This is a genomic window from Microbacterium sp. NPDC058269, from assembly GCF_042881445.1.
Taxonomy (GTDB): Bacteria; Actinomycetota; Actinomycetes; order Actinomycetales; family Microbacteriaceae; genus Microbacterium.
The window spans coordinates 396,968-420,409 of the sequence record NZ_JBHVXT010000003.1 but is presented as its reverse complement, the minus strand read 5'-3'; the positions used below and the strand labels follow the sequence as shown (position 1 = coordinate 420,409).

22 protein-coding genes and 1 tRNA gene are annotated in these 23,442 nt (G+C 68.1%); 9 read left to right on the top strand and 14 right to left on the bottom strand.

Translation table 11 applies throughout. From position 1 onward, the window contains the following. Positions 1 to 2 precede the first annotated feature (2 nt). Together ACFVWL_RS15620 and ACFVWL_RS15615 are read right to left on the bottom strand one after the other, a co-directional pair. Positions 3 to 827 (bottom strand): undecaprenyl-diphosphate phosphatase, encoded by an 825-nt coding sequence (locus ACFVWL_RS15620; RefSeq protein ID WP_017830635.1) that lies wholly within the window; start codon positions 825 to 827, stop codon positions 3 to 5. A 41-nt stretch (positions 828 to 868) separates the two neighbouring features. Continuing rightward, a complete protein-coding gene (locus tag ACFVWL_RS15615) occupies positions 869 to 2,164 on the bottom strand; it encodes a M20/M25/M40 family metallo-hydrolase (RefSeq protein WP_387184607.1) in 1,296 nt (431 codons plus the stop codon). A 111-nt stretch (positions 2,165 to 2,275) separates the two neighbouring features. Between ACFVWL_RS15615 and ACFVWL_RS15610 the strand changes: the two genes are divergently transcribed. Together ACFVWL_RS15610 and ACFVWL_RS15605 are read left to right on the top strand one after the other, a co-directional pair. Continuing rightward, positions 2,276 to 2,358: transfer RNA gene (locus ACFVWL_RS15610), tRNA-Leu, on the top strand. Between the two features lie 141 nt (positions 2,359 to 2,499). Continuing rightward, complete coding sequence (locus ACFVWL_RS15605) at positions 2,500 to 3,840, top strand: DUF1254 domain-containing protein (RefSeq protein WP_387184605.1); 1,341 nt, start codon at positions 2,500 to 2,502, stop codon at positions 3,838 to 3,840. Positions 3,841 to 3,853: 13 nt separating this feature from the next. Here the strand turns inward: ACFVWL_RS15605 and ACFVWL_RS15600 are convergent, their stop codons facing one another. Beyond that, positions 3,854 to 4,951 carry a VIT1/CCC1 family protein gene (locus ACFVWL_RS15600; protein WP_387184603.1) on the bottom strand — a complete coding sequence of 366 codons (1,098 nt, stop codon included), beginning with the start codon at positions 4,949 to 4,951 and terminating at the stop codon, positions 3,854 to 3,856. Between the two features lie 151 nt (positions 4,952 to 5,102). Further along, the gene (locus tag ACFVWL_RS15595; protein ID WP_387184601.1) at positions 5,103 to 6,845 is read right to left on the bottom strand and encodes a DEAD/DEAH box helicase; all 1,743 of its coding nucleotides are present in this window, start codon (positions 6,843 to 6,845) and stop codon (positions 5,103 to 5,105) included. 148 nt (positions 6,846 to 6,993) lie between these two features. On the opposite strand from ACFVWL_RS15595, the gene ACFVWL_RS15590 reads away from it, so the two are divergent. Further along, positions 6,994 to 7,821, top strand: a complete 828-nt coding sequence (locus ACFVWL_RS15590) for an SGNH/GDSL hydrolase family protein (protein ID WP_387184598.1) — start codon at positions 6,994 to 6,996, stop codon at positions 7,819 to 7,821. Positions 7,822 to 7,826: 5 nt separating this feature from the next. On the opposite strand, the gene ACFVWL_RS15585 is transcribed toward ACFVWL_RS15590, so the two are convergent. Continuing rightward, entirely contained in the window at positions 7,827 to 8,627 is an 801-nt protein-coding gene (locus ACFVWL_RS15585; protein ID WP_387184595.1) for a TrmH family RNA methyltransferase, read from the bottom strand. A 126-nt stretch (positions 8,628 to 8,753) separates the two neighbouring features. On the opposite strand from ACFVWL_RS15585, the gene ACFVWL_RS15580 reads away from it, so the two are divergent. Both ACFVWL_RS15580 and ACFVWL_RS15575 read left to right on the top strand, forming a co-directional pair. After that, positions 8,754 to 9,593, top strand: coding sequence for a Sir2 family NAD-dependent protein deacetylase (locus ACFVWL_RS15580; protein ID WP_387184593.1), 840 nt, complete (start codon positions 8,754 to 8,756; stop codon positions 9,591 to 9,593). Beyond that, complete coding sequence (locus ACFVWL_RS15575; RefSeq protein WP_387184590.1) at positions 9,590 to 10,177, top strand: histidine phosphatase family protein; 588 nt, start codon at positions 9,590 to 9,592, stop codon at positions 10,175 to 10,177. Before ACFVWL_RS15580 ends, ACFVWL_RS15575 begins: the two co-directional genes overlap by 4 nt. On the opposite strand, the gene ACFVWL_RS15570 is transcribed toward ACFVWL_RS15575, so the two are convergent. Genes ACFVWL_RS15570 through ACFVWL_RS15550 form a run of 5 tightly spaced genes read right to left on the bottom strand, consistent with a single transcriptional unit; the run spans position 10,178 to position 16,126 of the window. Continuing rightward, positions 10,178 to 10,984, bottom strand: a complete 807-nt coding sequence (locus ACFVWL_RS15570) for an HpcH/HpaI aldolase/citrate lyase family protein (RefSeq protein WP_387184588.1) — start codon at positions 10,982 to 10,984, stop codon at positions 10,178 to 10,180. It abuts the gene before it with no gap. Next, the gene (locus ACFVWL_RS15565; RefSeq protein ID WP_387184586.1) at positions 10,981 to 11,469 is read right to left on the bottom strand and encodes a MaoC family dehydratase; all 489 of its coding nucleotides are present in this window, start codon (positions 11,467 to 11,469) and stop codon (positions 10,981 to 10,983) included. The genes ACFVWL_RS15570 and ACFVWL_RS15565 overlap by 4 nt, the downstream gene beginning before the upstream one ends. Before the next feature lie 9 nt (positions 11,470 to 11,478). Continuing rightward, on the bottom strand, positions 11,479 to 12,627 hold the full coding sequence (locus ACFVWL_RS15560; protein WP_105525395.1) for an acyl-CoA dehydrogenase family protein: 1,149 nt from the start codon (positions 12,625 to 12,627) through the stop codon (positions 11,479 to 11,481). Positions 12,628 to 12,629: 2 nt separating this feature from the next. After that, on the bottom strand, positions 12,630 to 14,552 hold the full coding sequence (locus ACFVWL_RS15555) for a biotin carboxylase N-terminal domain-containing protein (RefSeq protein WP_387184584.1): 1,923 nt from the start codon (positions 14,550 to 14,552) through the stop codon (positions 12,630 to 12,632). 20 nt (positions 14,553 to 14,572) lie between these two features. Then, entirely contained in the window at positions 14,573 to 16,126 is a 1,554-nt protein-coding gene (locus tag ACFVWL_RS15550) for a carboxyl transferase domain-containing protein (protein ID WP_387184581.1), read from the bottom strand. Positions 16,127 to 16,236: 110 nt separating this feature from the next. On the opposite strand from ACFVWL_RS15550, the gene ACFVWL_RS15545 reads away from it, so the two are divergent. Next, positions 16,237 to 16,842 carry a TetR/AcrR family transcriptional regulator gene (locus ACFVWL_RS15545; protein ID WP_387184579.1) on the top strand — a complete coding sequence of 202 codons (606 nt, stop codon included), beginning with the start codon at positions 16,237 to 16,239 and terminating at the stop codon, positions 16,840 to 16,842. Here the strand turns inward: ACFVWL_RS15545 and ACFVWL_RS15540 are convergent. Genes ACFVWL_RS15540 through pdhA form a run of 3 tightly spaced genes read right to left on the bottom strand, consistent with a single transcriptional unit; the run spans position 16,835 to position 20,321 of the window. Beyond that, entirely contained in the window at positions 16,835 to 18,196 is a 1,362-nt protein-coding gene (locus ACFVWL_RS15540) for a dihydrolipoamide acetyltransferase family protein (RefSeq protein ID WP_387184576.1), read from the bottom strand. The genes ACFVWL_RS15545 and ACFVWL_RS15540 overlap by 8 nt on opposite strands. After that, a complete protein-coding gene (locus tag ACFVWL_RS15535) occupies positions 18,193 to 19,203 on the bottom strand; it encodes an alpha-ketoacid dehydrogenase subunit beta (RefSeq protein WP_387184573.1) in 1,011 nt (336 codons plus the stop codon). The genes ACFVWL_RS15540 and ACFVWL_RS15535 overlap by 4 nt, the downstream gene beginning before the upstream one ends. Before the next feature lie 2 nt (positions 19,204 to 19,205). Next, positions 19,206 to 20,321, bottom strand: coding sequence for a pyruvate dehydrogenase (acetyl-transferring) E1 component subunit alpha (gene pdhA, locus ACFVWL_RS15530; RefSeq protein ID WP_387184570.1), 1,116 nt, complete (start codon positions 20,319 to 20,321; stop codon positions 19,206 to 19,208). A gap of 171 nt (positions 20,322 to 20,492) precedes the next feature. Here pdhA and ACFVWL_RS15525 point away from each other — a divergent pair, with 171 nt between their 5' ends. Next, positions 20,493 to 20,966, top strand: coding sequence for an Lrp/AsnC family transcriptional regulator (locus tag ACFVWL_RS15525; RefSeq protein ID WP_091036247.1), 474 nt, complete (start codon positions 20,493 to 20,495; stop codon positions 20,964 to 20,966). Here ACFVWL_RS15525 and ACFVWL_RS15520 read toward each other — a convergent pair. Then, positions 20,938 to 21,837, bottom strand: a complete 900-nt coding sequence (locus ACFVWL_RS15520) for an alpha/beta fold hydrolase (protein ID WP_387184567.1) — start codon at positions 21,835 to 21,837, stop codon at positions 20,938 to 20,940. The two genes, ACFVWL_RS15525 and ACFVWL_RS15520, sit on opposite strands and share 29 nt — an antisense overlap. A gap of 155 nt (positions 21,838 to 21,992) precedes the next feature. On the opposite strand from ACFVWL_RS15520, the gene ACFVWL_RS15515 reads away from it, so the two are divergent. After that, a complete protein-coding gene (locus ACFVWL_RS15515; RefSeq protein WP_387184564.1) occupies positions 21,993 to 22,907 on the top strand; it encodes a helix-turn-helix transcriptional regulator in 915 nt (304 codons plus the stop codon). A gap of 197 nt (positions 22,908 to 23,104) precedes the next feature. Continuing rightward, positions 23,105 to 23,422, top strand: a complete 318-nt coding sequence (locus tag ACFVWL_RS15510; protein WP_387184562.1) for a hypothetical protein — start codon at positions 23,105 to 23,107, stop codon at positions 23,420 to 23,422. Positions 23,423 to 23,442 lie beyond the last annotated feature (20 nt).

Genomic DNA, 23,442 nt, shown 5'->3' with positions numbered 1-23,442 from the left:
GCTCAGGCGGCGATCACACCGGTTCCGAGCAGGACCAGCAACACCGTGCCGAGAAGGATGCGGTAGATCACGAACGGCAGGAAGCTGCGCTTCGAGATCCAGTTCATGAAGAACGCGATCACGCCCAGCGCCACCACGAAGGCGATTCCGGTCGCGGCGAGGGTATCGCCGAACGAGAAGAACGACGGCTCGTCCCAGCTCTTGAACACCTGGTAGAAGCCGCTTCCGAACACCGCGGGGATCGCGAGCAGGAACGCGTAGCGTGCAGCGGCGGCGCGCTCGTAGCCGAGGAACAGCCCCATCGTGATCGTGCCGCCCGAGCGCGAGACGCCGGGGATCAGGGCCAGCGCCTGTGCGAAACCGAAGGCGATGCCGTGCGGGTAGGTGAGGTCATCGAGCTTTCGGCGCTTCGCACCCACGTAGTCGGCGACGCCGAGAAGGATGCCGAAGACGATCAGCATGACCGCGACGATCCACATCGAGCGGAGCACGGTCTCGATCTGGTCCTGGAACAGGAGCCCCAGCACCACGATCGGGATGCTGCCGATGATGATCAACCAGCCCATCCTGGCGTCCGGATCGTTGCGCGGAGCTTTGCCCACCAGCGATCGGAACCACTGCGTCACGATACGTACGATGTCTCGCCAGAAGAACACCACCACGGCAGCCTCGGTGCCGATCTGGGTGATGGCGGTGAAGGCCGCTCCCGGGTCTTCGCCGGACGGGAGAAACGTGCCGAGGATGCGCAGATGAGCGCTGGAGGAGATCGGAAGGAACTCGGTGAGTCCCTGGACCACACCGAGGATCAGTGCTTCGAGCAGGTGCATGGAGAGCTTTCAGGTCAGAGGAGGCACGGAGCGCGCGGCGCTCAGTACGTGCGCAGCAGATCGGTCAGCACCCGCTGGCCGAAGACAAGCGATTCTACGGGTACTCGCTCATCGACTCCGTGAAACATGCCTGTGAAGTCGAGGTCGGCTGGCAGTCTCAAGGGCGCGAAGCCGTAGCCCGTGATGCCCAGGTATGCCAGCGCCTTGTTGTCGGTGCCGGCGCCGAGCAGGTATGGGATGACCGGGACTCCCGGATCATGGCGACCGATGCTGGCGACCATCGCTTCCACAAGTTCGCCTTCGAAGGGCGTCTCCATGCCGATGTCGCGGACGACCGTCTCGATGACGATCCCGTCGCCGACGATCTGCTGGAGCTCGGCCAGCACATCGTCCTCGGTCCCGGGGATCACTCGAACGTCGATGAGCGCCTCCGCACGCTCCGGGATGACATTGTGCTTGTACCCCGCGGTGAGCGCGGTCGGGTTCGTCGTTGTCCGGAACGTGGACCGTAAAAAGGCCTCGGCGGGTCCGGCCGCTGCAGCGAGGGCATCGGGGTCGTCGGCGCTGCGTCCGCTCAAGGCGCTCAAGCCCTCGAGGAGCGCTCTGGTCGTCGAAGTCAGTCGAATGGGCCAGCGTGTGCGTCCGATGGCTGCGACAGCCTCGGCGAGCTTGGTGACGGCGTTGTCGTCATGCAGTCGGCTGCCATGGCCTGCGCGGCCCCTCGCCACGAGCCGGATCCAGATCAGGGCCTTCTCCCCCACCTGCAGCAGGTAGGCGCGTCGGTCGTCGACGGTGATCGAGTAGCCACCGACCTCGCTGATCGCCGTGGTCGCCCCCGCGAACCATTCGGGGCGGTTCTGCACGACGAGGGCCGAGCCCTCGACGCCCCCGTTCTCCTCATCGGCGAAGAACGCCAGCACCAGATCGCGCTCCGGCTGTTCCCCCGCGCGCAGGATCTCGGCGACGGACGTGAGGATCATCGCGTTCATGTTCTTCATGTCCACGGCGCCTCGACCCCACAGCATGCCGTCCTGTACGAGGCCGGCGAAGGGATCGACGCTCCAGTCCTCAGCCATGGCCGGCACGACGTCGAGATGGCCGTGCACGACGAGCGCGGGTTTCTTCCTGTCGCGTCCCGGCACCCGTGCCATCACGTTCGTCCGGCGCGGGATCGGCTCGTAGTACTCGACCTCGAGCCCGAGTTCCTCCAGGTAGGCCCCGACGTACTGCGCGGCCTCGCGCTCGCCCTTCGCGTTGCCGCCGCCGAAGTTGGAGGTGTCGAAGCGGATCAGGTCGCTCGCGATGCGGACGACCTCCGGAAGGGACGGATCAGTCATGGCTCCAGGCTATCGAAACCGCGCGCCACGCCCGGGCGTGCGTCCCGGTTCGAGAGGCCGCTGAGGACGTGGTAATGTCATTCTTCGGTCGGCAACGATCATCCAACACCTGCGCGGGTGGCGGAATGGTAGACGCGCTACGTTGAGGTCGTAGTGCCCGTAAGGGCGTGGGGGTTCAAGTCCCCCTCCGCGCACAGGAAGAAGAAGGCCCTGGATCCACGGATCCGGGGCCTTCTTCGTCGTGTCCAGGCAATGCGGAGATGCGGGTATGACCTCATCCGAGAGGGATGATCTCCTCCGCCGGCCTGTGCACGGACCTGGGTAGCCTGAGCCGTATGACAGCCCTCGATGCCGATCGTCCGACCATCACTCAGGCTTACCTCTACGGGTTCCCCCTCGTGTTCAACCTCGATCAGGTGACGCGGTATACGACGACGGGAGTGGGCGCCAACCCTGCTGCGCCGTTCAATACGTTCAGCCACGCCCGGACGCTTGCGGGGCCGGAAGACACGTTCGTGACGATCAACAACGACACGCTCTACTCGATGGCCCAGGTCGACCTCAGCGTCGGCCCGGTCGTGCTGCAGGTTCCTGACACCGCGGGACGCTACTACGTCCTCCAGTTCGTCGACGCGTGGACGAACAACTTCGCGTACGTCGGGCATCGCGCGACGGGCACAGGCGCGGGGAGGTTCCTCCTCGTTCCCCCATCCTGGAGTGGAGACACCGGTGATGCGTCGGTCATCCGTTTCCCGACGACAATCGCCTCGATCGTGGGACGCTGGGCAGTGAGCGGTGATCATGAACTCGCCGAAGTGCACGCGCTCCAGGACTCCACGACGCTGACGCCGCAGGACCCCGACGCTGTGCCTGTCGGCCTCGCCGTCCCGGATCCTTCCGTCCCCGAGAGCGCGGTCTTCCTGGAGAAGCTCCGCGTCTGGTCGCAGCAGTTTCCCCCGGCACCACGTGATCGGCCGCTGCAGGACTCGCTCGCGTCGACGGGGATCGCCGTCGAAGGTGCCTCGCCCTACGTGTCGATCCCGCTCTCCGACGCCGCGCGCCTGGTCGGCGATATGGCCGCCGCCAAGGATGCCCTCCACACCGTCCTGACCCACGGCTCCAGCCCCGAGGTCGACGGGTGGAAGCTCACCTTCCACGCCTTCGACTACAACCTCGACTACTTCGAGATCGGCGCCCTCGATGATGAGCGTTTCAAGATGTCCGACCCCGAGTTGCGCATCGCCGAACGCGCCGGTGCCGCACTCGGTGGCCTGTGGGGCAACCACCCCTACGAAGCGGCGTACATCATGACCTATGTCGATGACCACGGGGATCAGCTCTCCGGCGCTCGGACCTACACGCTGCGCCTCGCTCCCGAGCCGCCCGTATCCGCGTTCTGGTCGTTGACGATGTACTCCGTCCCGGACTTCTACCTCGTCGAGAACCCGATCGCGCGGTACTCGATCGGCGATCGGACACCAGGCCTGGTGCGCCATGAGGACGGCGCGCTCACGATCACGATCAGCCACGAGCGACCCGTGGACCCGACCGCGGCGGCGAACTGGCTCCCTGCTCCGTCCGGCGAGTTCCGGCCGGTGATGCGGATGTACGAGCCGGACCCTGCCGTGCTCGAGCGCCGTTACACGGTTCCCGCGATCACGCGCTCACAGGAGTGACGCCGCGTACCGATCATGCCGCGCTGACGCCGAAGACGAGGCCGAGGACGTAGGTGATCGCCGCCGCGCCGAAGCCGATGGCGAGCTGGCGGAGAGCGCGGCGCAGGGGCGGTCCGCCGGAGAGGACCCCCACCATCGCTCCGGTGCTCAGCAGAGCGATGCCGACCAGCACCAGCGCGACGAGGACGGCCGGCGTTCCCTGCAGTCCGAAGATCCACGGCAGGACGGGGATGATCGCCCCGGAAGCGAACAGGAGAAAGCTGGAGATCGCCGCGGTCCAGTCGCTGCCGACGATCTCGTGGTCGTCGCCCTTCTGGAGCGTGACCGGCCCCGTCGCGGTCTGGCGGGCACCGGCTTGAGCCGCCGTCACGATGCGTCGGGCACGTGCGAGAGATTCTTCCTGCTCCATGCCTCGAGCGCGGTAGACGAGTGCGAGCTCGTTCTCGTCTATGTCGAGATCGCCGGCTGCGGCGTGGGCGTCTTCGTTCGCCTCCGTTGCCGCGAGCAGTTCGCGCTGGGAACGCACCGACACGAACTCCCCCGCGCCCATCGACAGCGCCCCTGCGAGGAGGCCGGCGATGCCACTGAAGAGCACGAAACCGGAACTCACTCCCGTCGCGCCGATGCCGAGAACGAGCGCGAGGTTGCTGACGAGACCGTCGTTCGCACCGAATACCGCCGCGCGGAAGGAGCCGGAGAGGCGCCTGCGTCCTCGCGCGGCGAGTCCGCGGACGACTTCGTAGTGGACCTTCTCATCGGCCCGCATCGCGGGCGTGGCGTACTGCTCCGAGTCGTAGGGCGATCGCGCCTCGGCGCTCTGCGCAAGAGCGAGCACGAAGATCGACCCGAAACGGCCGGCCATCCAGCCGAGGAGGCGGGAACGCGCTCCCGCACGAGGAAGACGCTTCGGCTCGGCGCCGAGGAGATCGAGCCAGTGCTGCTCATGGCGGCGTTCTGCTTCGGCGAGGCTCAGGAGGATGTCCCGCTCCTCGCCTTCTCTTCTCGAGGCGAGCTTCTGATACACGGCGCCTTCGGCACGCTCCTCGACCAGGTAGCGCGCCCAGCGTCGGCGATCGGCGGGGGTCGGGTCGGCTGCAGCGGGGGCTGTCATGGATCCTCCAGAAGTGACGGTGCCCGGTGCGCGGGCAACCGTTCAACGCTATCCGTGGACTCCCGCGCTCACCCTGCGCAGACGCGGATTGACAGCATTTCGGGGCTCCGAAGCACGGTCAGGACGCGCGCGGACGAGGGACGTGATCGTGTCAGGAACGCACGCGCTTGCGGAGAACCTCGATGCGCGACTGCAGCTGCGTCACAGTGGCCTGCGCGACGGCCGGTCCCCCGCAGATGCGCCGGAGCTCGGCATGCACCGCGCCGTGGGGCTCACCCTTCTGTCGGGCGTACAGGCCGACCAGACTGTTCAGGAGCTGCCGCTGCTCCTTGAGCGTGCGGTGTAGGGGTGGGGGCAACGTGGTCGTGTCGGTGGGCTCCGCAGATGCCTCGCGCGCCTCGCGCAGTCGCGACTGACGCGACTGACGCTGCATGAGCAGCTCGTGGACGTGCTCTGGTTCGAGAAGACCGGGGAATCCGATGAACTCCTCCTCTTCCGGTGTGCCGGGTTCTGCCAGCTGTCCGAACTCCTGACCCTCGAACACGACCCGGTCGAAGTGGGCGACCGACGAGAGCGCCTGATAGCTGAACTCCTGCGTCAGCGCGTCGGAGGTCTCCTCCTCGCGGTTCGCACTCTCGAGTAGCGAGTCTTCCAGACCGTCGTCTTCCTTCGACTGCCGGTCGAGCGCGTGGTCGCGCTGCTTGTCCATCTCGTTCGCGAGTCCCATGAGCACGGGGACCTGCGGAAGGAACACGCTCGCGGCCTCGCCACGGCGCCGGGCGCGCACGAACCGGCCGATGGCCTGCGCGAAGAACAGCGGAGTCGACGACGATGTCGCATACACACCCACCGCGAGACGCGGAACGTCGACGCCCTCCGACACCATGCGCACGGCCACCATCCACCGGGAGTCGTTCGCGCTGAACTTCTCGATGCGCTCCGAGGCGGTCGCGTCGTCGGAGAGCACCACCGTCGCCTGCTGCCCCGTGATGCTGTGCAGGATCTTGGCGTACGCTCGCGCGACCGTCTGATCTGTCGCCAGCACGAGTCCGCCGGCATCGGGGACATGGTGTCGGATCTCGGTGAGTCGGCGATCCGCGGCTGACAGCACGGCCGGCATCCACTCGCCCTCGGGGTCGAGTGCCGTGCGCCAGGCCTGTGATGTCACGTCCTTCGTGTTGTCCTGGCCCAGGTGCGTTTCGAGCTCGTCGCCCGTGGTGGTGCGCCACCGCATCTTGCCGGCGTACATGTGGAACAGGACGGGGCGGACGACGCCGTCGGCCAGCGCGCGTCCGTAGCCGTAGTTGTAGTCGGTGCGCGAGACACGCGCTCCGGATTCGTCGGGGTGGTACTCGACGAATGGGATCGGCGCCGTGTCGCTGCGGAACGGCGTGCCGGAGAGCAGGAGACGCCTCTTCGCAGGCCCGTAGGCGTCGCGGATGGCGTCACCCCAGCTCAGTGCGTCGCCGCCGTGGTGGACCTCGTCGAGGATCACCAGGGTCTTGGCGTCTTCGGTGAGGTGCCGGTGCACCGAGGACTTCGCGGCGACCTGCGCGTAGGTCACGACCGCGCCGTGATAGTGCCGGGCCGGCGCCCAATCGCTGTTGCGGAATCGGGGGTCGAGGCGGATGTGCACGCGCGCGGCAGCGTCTGCCCACTGTGTCTTGAGGTGCTCGGTCGGCGCGACCACGATGATGCGGTTGACCTCGCCCATGCGCATGAGTTCGACGGCGAGCGTGAGTGCGAAGGTGGTCTTTCCTGCGCCCGGCGTGGCGGCGACCAGGAAGTCGCGCTGATCCGCCGCGAAGTACTGTTCGAGGGCCTCCTGCTGCCAGGCGCGCAGCTTGTTCGCGGTTCCCCATGGGGCACGCTGAGGAAAGGACGGAGAGAGCATCGAGTCCACGATAATCGCTGCCGGCGACACTGGATCACTCCCCGCACTTCCCGCGCGCGCCCCTCCCCCGCACGAGCGTCTACGGGTAGGCTCGGTCACTGCGCGGCGGCCACCGTCGCCCCGCAGAATGTTCGCGAAGGAGAGCTGGATGACCGACCAGGATTCGACTCGGACCCCCTACATCCCGAACGAGACCGCGCACCCGTGGCGCCGCTTCGTCGCGGTCGGTGATTCGTTCACGGAGGGCATCGGCGACCCCGATCCCGCGCACCCCGGCAACCACCGCGGCTGGGCCGACCGCGTCGCCGAGGTGCTCGCCGCGCAGGTGGACGACTTCGCCTACGCGAACCTCGCGGTCCGCGGAAAGCTGATCGCCCAGATCGTCGCCGACCAGATCGAGCCCGCCGTCGCGCTGCACCCTGATCTGGTGTCGATCTGCGCAGGAGGCAATGACGTGATCCGCCCCGGCACCGACCCGGACGCGATCGCGAGCCAGCTCGAAGACGCCGTCGCGCGCCTGGCATCGACGGGAGCGGCCGTTCTCCTCTTCACTGGCATCGACACCGGCTTCACCCCCGTGTTCCGCGCCTTCCGGGGCAAGGTCGCGATCTACAACGAGAACGTCCGGGCCATCGCCGAGCGCCATGACTGCATCGTCGCCGATCAGTGGGCGCTCAAGGTCGTGCAGGACATGCGGTTCTTCGACGACGACCGCCTGCACTACAACGCTCTCGGCCACCACGAAGTAGCCCGGATGGCACTGCGCGCCCTGAACGTGCCGAACGACCTCGAGGCCATGCAGCCCGAGCCGTTCCCGCTGCGAACGTGGCGTGAGGCGCGCTCGGAGGACCTCGGCTGGGCGCGTGAGCACCTGGTGCCCTGGGTGCTCCGACGGCTGCGGCACCAGTCATCGGGTGACAACCTCGCGGCGAAGCGTCCGGAGCCCTCGCCGGTGTTCTTCCCCGACAAGGACTGAGCGGGTCAGGCCTTCATCGACCAGAGGGCGACCGCGGCGGCCGATGCCACGTTGAGCGAGTCGACGCCCCCGGACATCGGGATCGTGACGACGGTGTCCGCGCCCTCCATCGCCTCGCGGGAGAGGCCGTCTCCCTCCGAACCCATGACGAGTGCCACGCGTGCCGGCCGATCGGCGGCGTAGGCGTCGAGTGTCACCGCGTCGTCGCGCAATGCCAGTGCCGCGATGTCGAAGCCCGCGCCGTGGAGATCTGCGATGGCGGATCCCCAGTCGGTGATGCGCGTCCACGGCACCTGGAACACGGTGCCCATGCTCACGCGAACGCTGCGACGGTAGAGCGGATCCGCTCCGCCCGGCGATACGAGCACAGCATCGGCACCGAGCCCTGCTGCCGCGCGGAAGGCCGCGCCGACGTTGGTGTGATCGCCGATGTTCTCCAGGATCAGCACCAGGGACGCGCCGTCGATCACGTCATGCACGCGCGGCAGCTGCGGTCGATGCATCGATGCGATCGTCCCTCGGTGCACGGCGAAGCCGGTCACCGCCTCCGCGATGTCGTCCGGGACGACGTACACGGGCACGTCGAGGTCGCCGACGATCTCGCGGATGTCGTCGACGCGTCGTTCCTGCACCAGAAGAGAGCGGGGACGATGGCCGGCCGCGACCGCACGTGCGATCACCTTCGTCGACTCCGCGATGTAGAGTCCGCCGGACGGCTCGGACAGGGTCCGAAGTGCGGTGTCGGTGAGTCCGCGGTAGTCGTCGAGGCGCCGGTCGTCGGCGTCGGTCACAGGCAGCAGTTCCACCCGGTCCACTCTGCCATCACACGAGGAGCGTGTCGCACCACGACTCCGTCACACGACAGTGCCACACGACGCCGCCGGCGGGACCGCGGTCCGGCTGCGCACCGTAGACTCGATCGAGGAGGTCCTGTGAGCGTGTCGAACCCCGCCGAGCTGTCGGCCACCATCGCCCACGCCGCCGAGCTGCTGCGTGAGAAGCGCATCGCACTCCTCACCGGCGCCGGCATCTCCACCGACTCCGGTATCCCCGCGTATCGCGGCGAAGGCGCCAGGACCCGCAGCGATCCGATGACGATCCAGACCTATCTGGGCGATGAGGCCGCCCGGCGACGGTACTGGGTCGGTGGGCACCTCGGATGGCGCGCCTTCGCGAAGGCCGAGCCGAACGCGGGACACATCGCCTTGGCGCAACTCGAAGCCGCGGGAAACGTGTCCGGCGTCATCACCCAGAACGTCGACGGACTGCATCTGCGCGCCGGGAGCTCGCACGTCATCGAAGTGCACGGGACGATGCGCCGGGTGCTGTGTCTGCAGTGCGGCCAGGTCTTCGACCGTCGCGACATCGCGGTGCAGATCGAGGAACTCAATCCCTGGATCACGGTGCCCGAGAACGTCGCGCTCGCGCCCGACGGCGATGTCCTCCCCCAGAGCACGGAAGGTTTCATCGTCCCCGTGTGCACGGTCTGCGCAGGCATGCTCAAGCCGGACGTGGTCTTCTTCGGCGAGTACGTGCCGCAGGATCGCTTCCGCGCGGCGGAGTCGCTGCTGCGCTCCAGCTCCGCGCTGATCGTCGCCGGCTCCTCGCTGGTGGTGAACTCCGGTGTGCGCCTCGTCGAACGCGCCCGCCGTCGCAACATCCCCCTGATCATCGTCAACCGTGAGCCGACGCGCGCGGATGCCTGGGCGCATGTCACCATCGCCGCCGGCACCAGCGACGTGCTCCCCGCACTCCAGGAACTCCTCTCGTGACACACCTCACTCTCGTCCGGCACGGTCAGACCGACTGGAACCTCGCCAGGCGCATCCAGGGCTCCACCGACATCCCCTTGAACGAGACCGGGCGTGAGGATGCCCGGTGGGCCGCCGAGAAGCTTGCCGCGACCACGCATCACGCCGTCTACACGAGCCCGCTGCTGCGGGCGAAGGAGACAGCGGAGATCATCGCTGATCGCCTGGGCCTGGAGATCGCCGGTGTCGTTCCCGACATCCGCGAGCGGGAGTTCGGTGAGGGCGAGGGCATGCTCGTCCCCGACTACATCGAGACCTACGGCGACTGGCATGCCGAGGTCCCCGGTGCGGAATCCCTGCACCAGGTGGGAGAACGGGCCATCGCGGCACTGCACGCAATCGCACGCGAGGCACGTCGCCGCTCAACGCCGCGCGCGGAGTCGGTCATCGTCGTCGCGCACGGTGGCGTGATCCGGGCCGTGATCGATCACGTCTCGGGCGGCACGCTCCCCCGTGACGGCGAGGTCCTCCAGAACGGCTCTGCGCACCGCTTCCTCGCGGCGCCCGGCTATCTGCGGCTGCTCGAGGAGTCGCCGGTCCTCTGATCAGCGGGCGCGCGAGACGACCGAGCGCGCATGGCGGAGCACGGGCTCGTCGATCATGCGGCCCTCGAACCGGAAGACTCCGCGTTCTGCCGCGGCGGCTGCGAGCACCGCGTGCGCCCACCTCACGGACGCGTCGTCCGGTCGGTAGGCCGCCCGGATCGCCGCGACCTGGTTCGGGTGGATGCAGGCGGTCGCCCGGAACCCCGAGGCAGCGGCATCGACAGCCTCCCGCTGGAGTCCCTCGGCATCGTCGAGGTCGATGTGCACCGCGTCGATCGCGGCCTTGCCCTGCGCTCCTGCTTCCAGAAGAACGCGTGCGCGGGCATAGCGGGCGATGTCCCGATAGCCGCCGTCCGGGTTCCGTGACGAAGTGCCTCCGAGCGACGCGACGAGATCTTCCGCCCCCCACATCATCGCGGAGACCTGCGGATGTGCGGCGATGGCGTCGGCCGCGTGGACGCCGCGGGCGGTCTCGCACAGGGCGATCAGCGAATAGCGCTCATCGAATGCCGCCAGACTCTCCGCGCTCTCCGTCTTCGCCACCATGACGGTGCGGAAGTCCGTCTGCGCCAGCGCCGCGAGGTCGGCCGCGAAGGCGTCGCTGTCCGGGGCGTTGACGCGCACGATCACTCGGTCGGGGTCGATGTCGGCGGCGATCACATTCCTGCGAGCAGCGTCCTTCGCATCCGGAAGCACGGCGTCCTCGAGATCGAGGATGATCGCATCCGCGCGGTCGGACGCCTTCTGGAACCGCTCGGGGCGGTCGGCAGGGCAGAACAGCAGAGCCGGACCCAGTACGAAGGTCATGCGTTCGCCCCTTCCGGAAGGCAGCGCACGAGCACGGAGCGTACGGCGGTGGCGACGACCGTCCCGTCCTGGTTGCGCCCGGTGTGCGCGATCTTCACGATGCCCTGGCCTTGCCGGGACGACGAGAGCCGCTTCTCGACCACGACGCTCTCGGTGTAGAGGGTGTCTCCGGCGAACAGCGGATGCGGGAACGCGACGTCTCCGAAGCCGAGCTGGGCGACCAGAGTCCCCTGTGTCAGCTGAGCGACGGACGAGCCCACCATGGTCGACAGCGTCCACATCGAGTTCATCAGCCGGGCACGGAACGGGTCCTGCGCATCGGCGAAAGCCGCGTCGAGGTGCAGTGCCTGCGTGTTCATGGTCAGCGTGGTGAACAGTACGTTGTCGGCCTCGGTCGCGGTGCGTCCCGGGCGGTGCAGGTAGCGGGCGTCGACCACGAATTCCTCGTAGTAGAGACCCCTCTGGAGGATGTCGTGCGTGGTCATACGGCCACGCTACCCGGCGAGTCCGAGGCCGCGCGCGATGACGAGGAGCTGCACCTCGGTGGTGCCCTCGCCGATCTCGAGGATCTTCGAGTCGCGGTAGTGACGCCCCACCGGGAACTCGTTCATGAAGCCGTTGCCGCCGAAGATCTGCGTGGCATCTCTGGCGTTGTCCATGGCCGCCTCCCCGCCCACGAGTTTCGCGATGGCCGCGGCTTCGGCGAACGGCTTCCCCGCGTCACGGAGCCTCGCGGCGTGGTGCCAGGCGAGCCGAGCGGTGTGCACACGAGCGCGCATGCGCGCCAAAGTGAACTGGGCGTTCTGACGGGTGCTCAGCGCGGCACCGAAGATCGTGCGGCTCTTGGCGTACTCGACCGCCGCCTCCAGGCAGCCCTCCGCCGCTCCCGTAGAGAGAGCCGCGATCGCGATGCGGCCTTCGTCGAGGATGCTGAGGAAGCTGCGGAAGCCGCTCCCCCGTGCGCCCAGCAGGTTCGAGGCGGGAACCCGTGCGCCGTCGAACGTCAGTGGATGCGTGTCGGAGGCGTTCCAGCCCACCTTGTCGTACGGCGCCTCGACGGTGAAGCCGGGCGTGCCGTTGGGAACGATGATCGTGGAGATCTCCTTGCGACCGTTCTCGTTCCCCGTCACCGCCGTGACCGTGACGAAGCGTGTGATCGGGGTTCCCGAGTTGGTGATGAACTGCTTGGACCCGTCGATCACCCATTCGTCGCCATCGAGCCGCGCCGTCGTCCTGGTGGCACCGGCGTCGCTGCCCGCTTCCGGCTCGGTGAGGCCGAAGCCGGCCAGCGCGCGGCCCGCGAGCAGATCCGGCAGCAGCTCCTGGCGCTGCTCCTCGGTCCCGAAGCGGAAGATCGGCATCGCGCCGAGGCTGACACCCGCTTCGAGCGTGATCGCGATCGACTGATCGACGCGACCGAGCGCCTCGATCGCGATGCCGAGCGCCATGTAGTCGCCGCCCTGCCCGCCGTACTCCTCGGGGAACGGCAGACCGAACAGCCCGAGATCGCCCATCTGCGCCACGACATCCATCGACAGCGTGTGCGTGCGGTCAGCCTCATAGGCCTGCGGGGCGACGACGGTGTCGGCGAACTCGCGCACCATGGCGGCGAGCTCGCGCTCCTCCTCGGACAGATCTTCCATGTTCAACTCTCCTCCGTCGTCACGCGGGCGACCGGTTGGTCACGCCGCACCTGATCGCCCACCGCGACCAGCAGATGCACCACACCATCGTGGGGTGCGAGCACCGGGTGCTCCATCTTCATGGCTTCGATCGAGACGAGTGCATCGCCGGCGGAGACCGTCTGCCCGTCCGCGACGTGCACCGCCACGACGCTGCCCGGCATGGGAGCGCGCCCGTCCGGTTCCGTCGTCGCGGATCCCGCGTCGCGCGCCGACAGCCGTCGCTGCATCCGCTGCTTCCTGTCGAGGGGGCGCAGGCGAACCGTGCGACCGTCCTCGGCGACCCAGACCGCCCCGTCGCCGTCCACAGCCGCGTGGACGCTCCGTCGAGACCGCGCGGTCGAGGCTTCAACGAGCTCGATCTCTTCGTCGTCATCCGTGAGCGCCACGAACGGTGCGTACGCCGCGTCCTCGGCCCCCAGACGCCAGCCCGGGCGCTCGTGCCAGAGGCTGCTGGTCCGCAGAGGCGCTGCTGTTTTCCCGACCGCGTCTCGCGCGGCTGCGAGCTGTGCCGGTGAAGGCCTCGCTGCCACGAGGGGAAGCAGGGTCTCGATGAGCCCCGTGTCGAGGTCGCCATCGATGACGCGCGCGTCCTGGCAGAGGGTGCGGAGGAACGCGACGTTGGTCTCGACTCCCAGCACGACCGTGCGGGCGAGTGCCTCGTCCAGCCGTGCGAGTGCCGTGGCACGGTCGTCCGCGAACGCGATCACCTTCGCGATCATCGGATCGTAGAACCCGGTGACCTCGCTTCCCGTCTCGATCGCCGCATCCACGCGGACGCCGACCGGCGGATCGAACAGGAGAATCGTTCCGGTGGAGGGAAGGAAACCGCGCTCGGGGGATTCCGCGTACACGCGAGCCTCGACCGCATGGCCCCGCAGGCGCGGCGTGACGTCCAGCGGAAGTCCACCGGCCGCACGGAGCTGAAGAGCGACGAGATCGAGCCCGGTCACCTCTTCCGTGACCGGATGCTCCACTTGAAGGCGCGTGTTCATCTCGATGAAGAAGACCCCGTCCGGCGCATCGGCATCGATGAGGAACTCGACCGTTCCCGCTCCGACGTACCCGACGCTCTCGGCTGCGAGGACGGCCGCTGCGAGCAACCGCTCCCGCGTGTGCGCGGGGATGCCTGCGGACGGTGCCTCCTCGATGACCTTCTGGTGCCGTCGCTGGAGGGTGCACTCGCGTTCGCCGAGCGCGAGGACGGTGCCATGCGTGTCGCCGAAGACCTGCACCTCGATGTGCCGCGGTCGTCTGATCAGGCGCTCGAGGATGAGCGAGTCGTCTCCGAAGGCGGCAGACGCCACCCGACGGGCCGAGGCGAGCGCGCCGCGCAGCGCCGAAGCGTCTGCGACGACTTCCATTCCCTTCCCACCGCCACCGGCACTGGGCTTGACCAGCAGCGGATATCCGACGTTCTCCGCCTCCTCGGCGATCTCGAGGTCGGACAGGCCTTTGGCGTCGAAGCCCGGGACCACCGGTACGCCGTAGCGCATCACGTGCTCGCGAGCGCGCGCCTTGTCTCCCATGATCTGCAGAGCTTCGACCGAGGGGCCGATGAAGACGATTCCGCTCTCGGCGCAGGCTTCGGCGAGCCCGACGCTCTCGGAGAGGAAGCCGTAGCCGGGGTGGATCGCCTGGGCGCCCGTGCTGCGGGCGGCGGCGATCACGGCATCGATGTCGAGATACGACTCCGCGGCCGGTGGCGGACCGATCCGCACCGCGACATCCGCCTCGCGGACGTGTGGAGCCGCGGCATCGGCGTCGCTGTAGACCGCGACGCTGCGGATGCCGAGCGCGCGGAGGGTGCGGATGACGCGACGCGCGATCTCACCGCGGTTGGCGACGAGGACCGTGTGGAAGGCGATGGTGTTCGAAGGAGACATGGCAGTCATGGAAGAGGCTCTCACATCCGGAAGACGCCGAAGCGCGGTTCGGGCAGCGGGCTGCGGGAGACGACATCGAGGGCCAGGCCCAGGAGGTCACGGGTCTGCGCGGGATCGACGATGCCGTCGTCCCAGAGACGAGCCGTGGCGTAATACGGCTCGCCCTGATGCTCGTACTGTTCACGGATCGGAGCCTCGAACGCCGCGCGGTCCTCACCGGTCCAGGAGTCGCCGCGGGCCGAGAGCTGATCCTCCTTGACGGTGGCGAGCACCGATGCGGCCTGCGCGCCACCCATCACGGAGATGCGGCTCGCCGGCCAGGTCCACAGAAAGCGCGGCGAGTACGCGCGCCCGCACATGGAGTAGTTGCCTGCTCCGAACGATCCGCCGATGATGACGGTCAGCTTCGGCACTCTCGTGCTGGCCACGGCGGTGACCATCTTCGCGCCGTCCTTGGCGATTCCGCCGGCCTCGGCCTCGGATCCGACCATGAACCCCGTGATGTTCTGCAGGAACAGCAGCGGGATACCCCGCTGGTCGCACAGCTCGATGAAATGCGCTCCCTTGAGCGCGGACTCGCTGAACAGCACGCCGTTGTTCGCGACGATGCCGATCGGATGCCCGTGCAGGCGGGCGAATCCGGTGACGAGAGTCGTGCCGTACTCCGGCTTGAACTCGAGGAAGGTCTCACCGTCGACGAGGCGCGAGATGACCTCGTGCACGTCGTAGGCGGCGTTCACATCGACGGGAACGGCGTCGTACAGGCTCGTCGTCTCGGACGGCGGACGGCTGCTCAGCACCTCCCACGCAGGTGTCGCAGGCGGGGGAAGCGTGGCGACGATATCGCGCAGGATCTCCAGGGCGTGCTCATCGTCTTCGGCGAGGTGGTCGACCACTCCACTTCGTCGTGCGTGTAGCTCTCCCCCACCCAGCTCTTCCGCGGTCACGATCTCGCCGATCGCGGCCTTCACGAGAGGCGGTCCGCCGAGGAAGATCGTGCCCTGACCGCGCACGATGACCGTCTCGTCGCTCATGGCGGGGACATAGGCGCCGCCCGCAGTGCAGGAGCCGAGCACAGCGGCGAGTTGCGGGATCCCCTCGGCTGACATGCGGGCCTGGTTGAAGAAGATCCGGCCGAAGTGCTCGCGATCCGGGAAGACCTCGTCCTGCTTCGGGAGGAAGGCCCCTCCCGAATCGACCAGGTAGAGACAGGGCAGTCGGTTCTCGAGGGCGATCTCCTGCGCGCGCAGGTGCTTCTTGACCGTGAGGGGGAAGTACGTTCCGCCCTTGACCGTCGCGTCGTTGCAGACCACCATCACGTGTCGGCCGTGGACGAGGCCGATCCCCGCGATCACACCGGCCCCCGGTGCCTCTCCCCCGTACAGGCCGTCAGCGGCGAGCGGGGCGACCTCGACGAACGGGCTGCCCTCGTCGAGCACGCGCGCGACGCGATCGCGAGGAAGCAGCTTCCCGCGGGCGACGTGGCGTTCTCGGGACGCTTCCGGTCCGCCCCTGGCCGCGGTCGCGAGGCGTTCTCGCAGCGCGTACGCGAGGGACTCCTGGGTTGCCGGCATCGTGATGTCCTCCTCGACCCACGTCCGCGAAGGGGAACCCTGGCGCGGTGCATGCATTTTCGGTTAGTGTTCACTAACCCGTTGATTCAGGTTAGCGAGGATTAACTGAGATGACAAGCCCGGTCACCGCCCGAGATCGCGCCAAGGCCGAACGGTCGGATGCGATCCTGCACGCTGCTGCGCGTCTCTTCGCCGCGCGCGGCTACAGCGGGGTGAGTCTCGAGGACATCGGCGCGGCCGTCGGCGTGTCGGGGCCGGCGGTCTACCGTCACTTCGCCGGGAAACAGGCGCTGCTCGGTGCGGTGCTCGTCAAGGTCAGCCAAGACCTGATCCGCGGGGGCCGTCGTGTCTCCGCGGAGTCACCGACCCCGGACGAGCGGATGCGCGCGCTGATCGTCTTCCACGTCGAGTTCGCCCTGGGCAATGCTGAGGTCATTCAGGTGCAGGACCGCGATGTCGCCTTCCTGTCCGAGGAAGACCGGGCCGAGGTCCGCCGCCTCCAACGCGCCTATATCGAGCTGTGGATGGCCGCGCTGTCGCCGTTGCATGCAGCACCCGAGGGCGCCGACCAGGATGAGCTGCGCCTGCGCGTGCAGGCCTGCTTCGGGCTCATCAATTCCACTCCGCACAGCACGCGCGCTGCCGCCAGACGCCACTCCGCCACCGCGACCGTGCTGATCGCGATGGCGGATGCGGCATTGCGCGCGACTACCTGAGGAGCATCGCCCGCCCCGGCTCTTCGAGGATGTCGGCGACGTCCTTGAGGAATCGTGCTCCCTCCGCTCCATCGACCAGCCTGTGGTCGAACGAGAGGCTGAGGGTCATGATCTGCCGAAGGGCGATCTCGCCGTGGTGCTCCCACGGTTGACGACGCACCGCGCCGACGGCCAGGATCCCCGACTGTCCTGGGGGAAGGATGGGGGTACCGGCATCGACGCCGAACACACCGATGTTGGAGATCGAGAACGTTCCGCCTGCGAGTTCCGCCGGTGAGGTCTTCCCCGAACGGGCGACTTCGGCCAGGGACTTCACCGCGTCCGCCAGTCCGATCAGCGTCAGGCGCTCGGCATCTCGGATCATCGGGACGATGAGTCCGCGTTCGGTCGCCGCAGCGATTCCGAGGTCGACGTAGTTGTGCTGGACGATCTCGCCCGCGGCCTCATCCCAGCGGGAGTTGAGCCCGGGAGTCCGGCCGAGGGCGAGGCACACGGCCTTCGCCACCACCGCGAGGGGGCCGATTCGATGCTCGCTGAGCCCGCGATCACTCCGAAGGCTCGACAGGAGGTCCATGGTGGCGGTGACATCGACCGTGTGGAAGACGGTGACGTGCGGGGCAGTGAACGCGCTCTGCACCATCGCCGCCGCGGTGTGCTTGCGCACGCCGCGGATCGGGATGCGAGTCTCGCGTTCCTCGCTGCCCAGCCCAGCGGGGGTCGACGGGACCGTGGAATGAGTGGCTGGAGCCGGGTCCACTCCCCTGTCAGTGCGGCCGATCCGATCGGCGTAGGCGTCGACGTCGCTGCGCGTGATCACGCGGTCCCCCACCTCCGCGGCGACGAGGACCAGGTCGATGCCGAGCCGCTTGGCGTGAGCACGCACGGGTGGCGTGGAGCGCGGGCGCTCGATCACCGCGTCGACGGCGGTCGACGGGGTGGCGTCGTGCGGCGCCGCCTCGAGAACCGCGGTATCGATGGGTGCGGGAGTCCGTCCGATTCGGCGCGCCCGTCGCGCAGGGCGGCCGGCAGAGGTGGGGGCAGCGCCGTAGCCGACGAGGTTCGGCTCGGCCTTCGCGCCGGGTTCGGATGCGGGTTCCTGGTCACCGTGCTCCTCGCCGACGACATCGAAGGCGATGAGAGGCGCCCCCACGGCGATGGTCTGGCCGGCTTCGGCGTGCAGTGTCGATACCGTCCCCTCGTAGGGCGAAGGCAACTCCACGACGGCTTTGGCCGTCTCGACCTCGGCGAGCGTCTGGTTGAGAGTGACGGTGTCGCCGGGGGCGACGAGCCAGGTCACCACTTCTGCCTCCGTCAGCCCTTCTCCGAGGTCCGGCAGACGGAACTCCGCGATCATGCTTCTGCTCCTGTCAGGCTGTTCGGCCGGTCCAGCACGCGGTCGACGGCGTCGAGCAGCCGGTCGAGGTCGGGAAGGTGATACTTCTCGAGCTTTGCGGGCGGGTAGGGGATGTCATGGCCGGTAACGCGCAGCGGCGCGGACTCGAGATACTCGAAGCAGCGCTCGGTGATGCTCGCGATCACCTCCGCGGCCACCCCCGCCTCTCGAGATGCCTCATGGGCCACGACGACGCGACCGGTCTTCCGCACAGAGGCGGCGACCGAGTCGTAGTCGACCGGCGACAGCGAGCGAAGGTCGATGACCTCCAGCGAGACGCCCTCGTCTGCTGCCGCGTCCGCGGCCTGCAGTGCGGTGGACACCATCGCCCCGTAGGTGATCAGCGTCGCGTCCGTCCCGGTTCGCACGACACGCGCCAGCCCCATCGGGGGCGCGTCGGCCAGGGGTGCTTCGAGGTCGACCTCGCCCTTGTGGTGGTAGAGCCGCTTCGGTTCGAAGAAGATCACCGGATCATCGGATGCGATCGCCTGCCGCAGACTGCGGTACGCGTCCTCCGGGTTCGAGACCGCGATCACGCGCAGTCCCGCCGTGTGCACGAAGTAGGCCTCCGGCGACTCGGAGTGGTGTTCCGCGGCCCCGATGCCGCCCGCCCATGGGATCCGGATGGTTATCGGCATCTTCACTCGACCCTGCGTGCGGTAGTGCAGCTTGGCGACCTGGGCGACGATCTGATCGAACGCGGGATACACGAAGCCGTCGAACTGGATCTCGACCACGGGCCGGTAGCCGCGGAACGCCAGACCGACGGCCGTGCCGACGATGCCGGACTCGGCCAGCGGAGTGTCGATCACGCGCGCCGCGCCGAACTCGTCGAGGAGGCCGTCGGTGATCCGGAAGACACCACCGAGCTTGCCGATGTCCTCACCGAGCAGCACGACCTTGTCGTCGTCGCGCATCGCCTGGCGCAGGCCCGCTCCGAGTGCTTTTCCGAGGGTGAGTTCGGTCATGCTCAGACCTCGCTCTCGAAGGAGGCGAGGTACGCGGCGTACTCGCTGCGCTGACGCTCGAGTCCGGTGTGCGGTTCGGCGTAGACACCATCGAAGACGGCGAGGGGCGGACGCGTCACCATGCCGAGGCACGCGGCGCGCATCTCCTTCGCGACCAAGTCGGCCGCGGCCTGGGTCTCGGCGAGGTGCTCTTCAGTCAGCTCTCCCGCGGCGCGCAGGTGCGCTTCCAACCGTGCGATCGGATCGCGGCGACGCCAGGACTCGAGTTCGCCCTGGTCGCGGTAGCGCGTCGGGTCGTCAGCCGTCGTGTGCGGGCCCATGCGATAGGTGACTGCCTCGATGTAGGCGGGCCCCTTGCCGGAGCGTGCGTGTTCGAGAGCCCAGCGCATGGCTGCCATGCAGGCCAGCACGTCGTTGCCGTCGACGCGGACGCTGGGGATGCCGAATCCGGGAGCCCGTCCGGCGATCGGATACTGCGACTGCACGGCGACCGGCTCCGAGATCGCCCAGTGATTGTTCTGGCAGACGAAGACGACGGGAGCCTGGTACGACGAGGCGAAGATCATCGCCTCGTTCACGTCCCCCTGGCTGGTCGCTCCGTCTCCGAAATAGGTCACGGCGACCTCGTCGGCCCCGTCGTGCTGGATGCCCAGGGCATAGCCGACCGCGTGCAGCGTCTGCGCGCCGATGATGATCTGCAGAGGTGCGACGCCGAGGGCGGCGGGGTCGTAAGCGGCCCCCTCTTCCCCGCGCCACATGCGCACGTAGTCGCCGGGCTGGGCGCCCCGCGCATAGATGACGCCGGTCTCGCGGTAGCTGGGGAACACGAAGTCCTCCGGCGCGATGGCCCTCGCCGTGCCGATCTGCGTCGCCTCCTGCCCCTGACAGGGAGCCCAGAGGCCGAGCTGGCCCTGCCGCTGCAAGGCGACTCCCTCGGCATCGATGCGTCGGAGAATGACCATGTCCCGAAGCAGGGATCGCAACTGCTGGGCGTCGACGTCGGCGACGAAGGGGTCCAGCCGGGGGTTCGCGATGCGGATCCCCTCCGGGCTCAGGATGCGCTCCGAGAGCTCCAGATCCTGGGCGGTGTCTGCGATGGGGGTGATCTGCGGTGACATCGTCGTCCTCCTCGTCCTCGGCGGCCCTCGTGAGGCTCCGCGCACTGATGTCGGCGTCATCACCGGCATGGTCTGAGAGTACGTCTGCTCAACACCTCGCTCAAGCATTCTGAGAGCTCTTGAGCATGTTGCTCAATTTAGGCCGTTGGGGTGCTGCTAGGGTTTGGCACTATGCCAGGACTGGACCGCATCGATCTCGAGCTTCTCGCCGCTCTCGCCGACGACCCGAGGATCACCATCGTCGCGCTGGCAGAGAACCTGGGGCTTTCGCGCAACACCATCCAGGCGCGGATGGCTCGCTTGGAGCAGAGTGGGATCTTCCTGTCCTACGAGCGGTCGTTCTCGCCCGATGTTCTCGGGTTCCCGTTGCAGGCCTTCGTGAGCATCGGCGTCCGTCAGACCGAACTGCCCCGCATCATCAACGAGCTCGCCCGCATTCCCGAGGTCGTGCAGGCGCATGGACTCAGCGGATCGATCGATCTGCTCGCGCGGGTAGCCTGCCGCGATGCGCGTCACCTCTTCGACACCGACGCGCGCATCCTGTCGATCGAGGGCGTCGAGCGCACGGAGACTTCACTGGCGATGGGCGAGGTCATCCCGTTCCGGGTGGCCGGCCTCATCGGCCTCGCGCGACGGGAATCCTGAGGAAGCGTCGGACAGCCCCGGCGGCCTCGGCCGGTGTCTCGTAGTGGATCAGGTGTCCGACATGGGCGATCTCGACCAACCGCGCGTGCGGGAAGAGCGTCGCCAGTTTCCGCTCCGCCTCGATCGGCGTGATGTCGTCGCGTTCGGCGGCCACGAGCAAGGTCGGCACGTCGATCGCGGGCGCGAACTCTCGGACGTCGTGAGACACGCTCGCGATGAAGGCGTCGCGGAGCACATCCCGGTCGGAGAAACGCGAGAAGTAGGTGTCGTGCTGGTCGTGGATGAAGCGGCGGAGCTCGGTGTCTTTCGTCTTGGCCATGGTGATGCTCATGACGCGGACGATGACCCGGTTGCGCAGCAGCGCGGTCCCGAGCTTCTCCGGAAGCCGGGCACCGAGAGCGTAGTAGAACACTGCGAGGCGCGTCATCAGGCCCTTGGGTCCTTCGAGAGCCGGTGCCCCGATGGGGTTCAGCAGTATCAGGCGCGGAGTCTGCAGGCCGCGAGCGACGGCCGCGGCTGTCACGATCGACCCGAACGAGTGGCCGAGGATCACGGCGCCGGGCGCGACCTCTGCGGCGAAGTCGGTGAGCCACCCGGCGTACTCATCGAGATCGTGCCTGCGCCCGGGCAGCGGGGCGGACTCGCCGAAACCCGGGAGATCGGGGGCGATCACCCGCACTTCGGGCAGGTACGCGAGCACCGGTTCCAGACCATGATGCTCGCCGCGGAACCCGTGCACCGCGACGACCGTGGTCTCGGCGTCTTCCGCACCGTACACCCAGTAGGCGGTGTTCGTGCCGCGCACCGCGACCTCGTGACGCTGCACGGGGAGGCGACGAAGGCGGTCCGCATACGGGGAAGGCACGGTCATGCTGAGAGTCTACGAGCGGCGGCGCGTCTTCTCCTGAACGTCTACGCGGAGAGCGGCGACGAAGGACCTGTGCGAGAGGAATCAGGCACCGTGGGATACGCTCCAGATGGTGCGCCTTCGAGTGGGATCGGGGTGCGAAGCACGAGGAGAAGCCCATGCAGTTCACGTCCGTCGATCTCGAGCAGGTCGAGTCCACGTGGCAGCAGTTCGTCCCCTCCTCCTCGCTGCAGAACGCTGATCCGCGGAGCTTTCGATTCGACTGGCGTGCCGAGGACCTCGGGGCCTCATCGCTGATCGACTATCGACTCGCTGCACAGGTGCATTCGAGAGCCGAGCCACGGGACCAGCTCCTCGTCTGCCGTGTCGACGCTCCCGACGCGCGCGTGTGGTCAGGACGACAGTCACTGGATCCGCAGTCCGTATGGATGTCGGACGGCGCCGAGGTCGAGGCGCGATGGGACCGGTCTGCTCGTGTCCGAGCCCTCGTCTTCGATCATCAGGCTGCCCAAGAGCGAGCGCGACAGATCACCGGCGACGATGGTCGGGAGCTCCGTGTCACGGGGCTCGTGCCGCACTCCGCCGCCGACGCCCAGCGTTGGGAGCGGATGTTCGCCTACATCGATCTGTCCCTCGGTGCCGGTGGCGCGGACCAGTTGCTCGTTGCCGAGCTCGAGCGCCACGCCCTGACCATGACGCTCTCGGCGTTCCCGACGACGTTCTCCGATTCGCTGCGGCGTCCGGCTCAGCGCGCCGGAGCACCGGCGTCCGTCCGTCGGGCGCTCGCCTATATCGACGCGAACGCGCACCTCGCCATCACGATCGACGATGTCGCTGCCGCGTCCTACATCTCCACCCGGGGTCTGCAGTACGCGTTCCGGCGCGCTCTCGACATCACGCCGGCGGATGCCCTTCGGCGGGCGCGCCTGGACGGCGCCCACCGAGATCTCCGCAAAGGCGAGGGGCGGACCGTGGGTGAGATCGCTCGGCGGTGGGGCTTCAGCAACTCCTCCCGGTTCGCTGCGGCGTACCGCGAGGCCTACGGAGCAACGCCCACTCTCCCGTCTTCGTGAGACACATCCCGGCGCTCCGTTTACAGGGAACGAAGACTCTCTTCGCACCGGGCGGCGGGTCGAGGCCAGACTCGCGGCCCCAGGGGCATCGGTGGCTAGAGTTCAAGTACCCCGGACCGCCTTCTCGGTCCTTCGAGCACGCCATCGAGGAGAACCATGGTCCGCGCCCCGCACACCTCCGAACGGTCTCCGCGCTGATGGGCAGCCTCTACTACGGCGACGCCAGAACTCCGATTCACATCGACGATCGGGCGCTCGCACACCTGAAGGTCGTCATCGCCACGAAGCTCCGCCGCAACGAGAGCTTCACCCTCTCCTGGCGCCACCCCGAAGGCGATGCACCGGGACGTTCCACGCTCTGGCTCCACCCGTCGATTCCGCTGCGATTCGTCTTCCAGGATGCGGAGACGCCCGACTTGAGCCGGCGATGGATCGAAGAGCTTGCGCACTCCGCGAGCTCCAGTGGGGGGATCACTCTGGTGGAAGAGCACCTGGAGAGCGTCACCGCTGACTGACGGCGCCCGTCACCCTCCGA

Excerpts from the sequence above, each read along its gene's own strand:
- ACFVWL_RS15550 (WP_387184581.1), bottom strand. The coding sequence starts at position 16,126 with ATGCCGGCAACCCAGGAGTCCCTCGCGTACGCGCTGCGAGAACGCCTC.
- ACFVWL_RS15560 (WP_105525395.1), bottom strand. The coding sequence starts at position 12,627 with ATGGAAGATCTGTCCGAGGAGGAGCGCGAGCTCGCCGCCATGGTGCGC.
- ACFVWL_RS15615 (WP_387184607.1), bottom strand. The coding sequence starts at position 2,164 with ATGACTGATCCGTCCCTTCCGGAGGTCGTCCGCATCGCGAGCGACCTG.
- ACFVWL_RS15515 (WP_387184564.1), top strand. The coding sequence starts at position 21,993 with ATGCAGTTCACGTCCGTCGATCTCGAGCAGGTCGAGTCCACGTGGCAG.
- pdhA (WP_387184570.1), bottom strand. The coding sequence starts at position 20,321 with ATGTCACCGCAGATCACCCCCATCGCAGACACCGCCCAGGATCTGGAG.
- ACFVWL_RS15605 (WP_387184605.1), top strand. The coding sequence starts at position 2,500 with ATGACAGCCCTCGATGCCGATCGTCCGACCATCACTCAGGCTTACCTC.
- ACFVWL_RS15570 (WP_387184588.1), bottom strand. The coding sequence starts at position 10,984 with ATGACCTTCGTACTGGGTCCGGCTCTGCTGTTCTGCCCTGCCGACCGC.
- ACFVWL_RS15555 (WP_387184584.1), bottom strand. The coding sequence starts at position 14,552 with ATGTCTCCTTCGAACACCATCGCCTTCCACACGGTCCTCGTCGCCAAC.
- ACFVWL_RS15510 (WP_387184562.1), top strand. The coding sequence starts at position 23,105 with ATGGGCAGCCTCTACTACGGCGACGCCAGAACTCCGATTCACATCGAC.
- ACFVWL_RS15520 (WP_387184567.1), bottom strand. The coding sequence starts at position 21,837 with ATGACCGTGCCTTCCCCGTATGCGGACCGCCTTCGTCGCCTCCCCGTG.
- ACFVWL_RS15600 (WP_387184603.1), bottom strand. The coding sequence starts at position 4,951 with ATGACAGCCCCCGCTGCAGCCGACCCGACCCCCGCCGATCGCCGACGC.
- ACFVWL_RS15540 (WP_387184576.1), bottom strand. The coding sequence starts at position 18,196 with ATGATCGCGGAGTTCCGTCTGCCGGACCTCGGAGAAGGGCTGACGGAG.
- ACFVWL_RS15565 (WP_387184586.1), bottom strand. The coding sequence starts at position 11,469 with ATGACCACGCACGACATCCTCCAGAGGGGTCTCTACTACGAGGAATTC.
- ACFVWL_RS15590 (WP_387184598.1), top strand. The coding sequence starts at position 6,994 with ATGACCGACCAGGATTCGACTCGGACCCCCTACATCCCGAACGAGACC.
- ACFVWL_RS15525 (WP_091036247.1), top strand. The coding sequence starts at position 20,493 with ATGCCAGGACTGGACCGCATCGATCTCGAGCTTCTCGCCGCTCTCGCC.
- ACFVWL_RS15620 (WP_017830635.1), bottom strand. The coding sequence starts at position 827 with ATGCACCTGCTCGAAGCACTGATCCTCGGTGTGGTCCAGGGACTCACC.
- ACFVWL_RS15535 (WP_387184573.1), bottom strand. The coding sequence starts at position 19,203 with ATGACCGAACTCACCCTCGGAAAAGCACTCGGAGCGGGCCTGCGCCAG.
- ACFVWL_RS15595 (WP_387184601.1), bottom strand. The coding sequence starts at position 6,845 with ATGCTCTCTCCGTCCTTTCCTCAGCGTGCCCCATGGGGAACCGCGAAC.
- ACFVWL_RS15545 (WP_387184579.1), top strand. The coding sequence starts at position 16,237 with ATGACAAGCCCGGTCACCGCCCGAGATCGCGCCAAGGCCGAACGGTCG.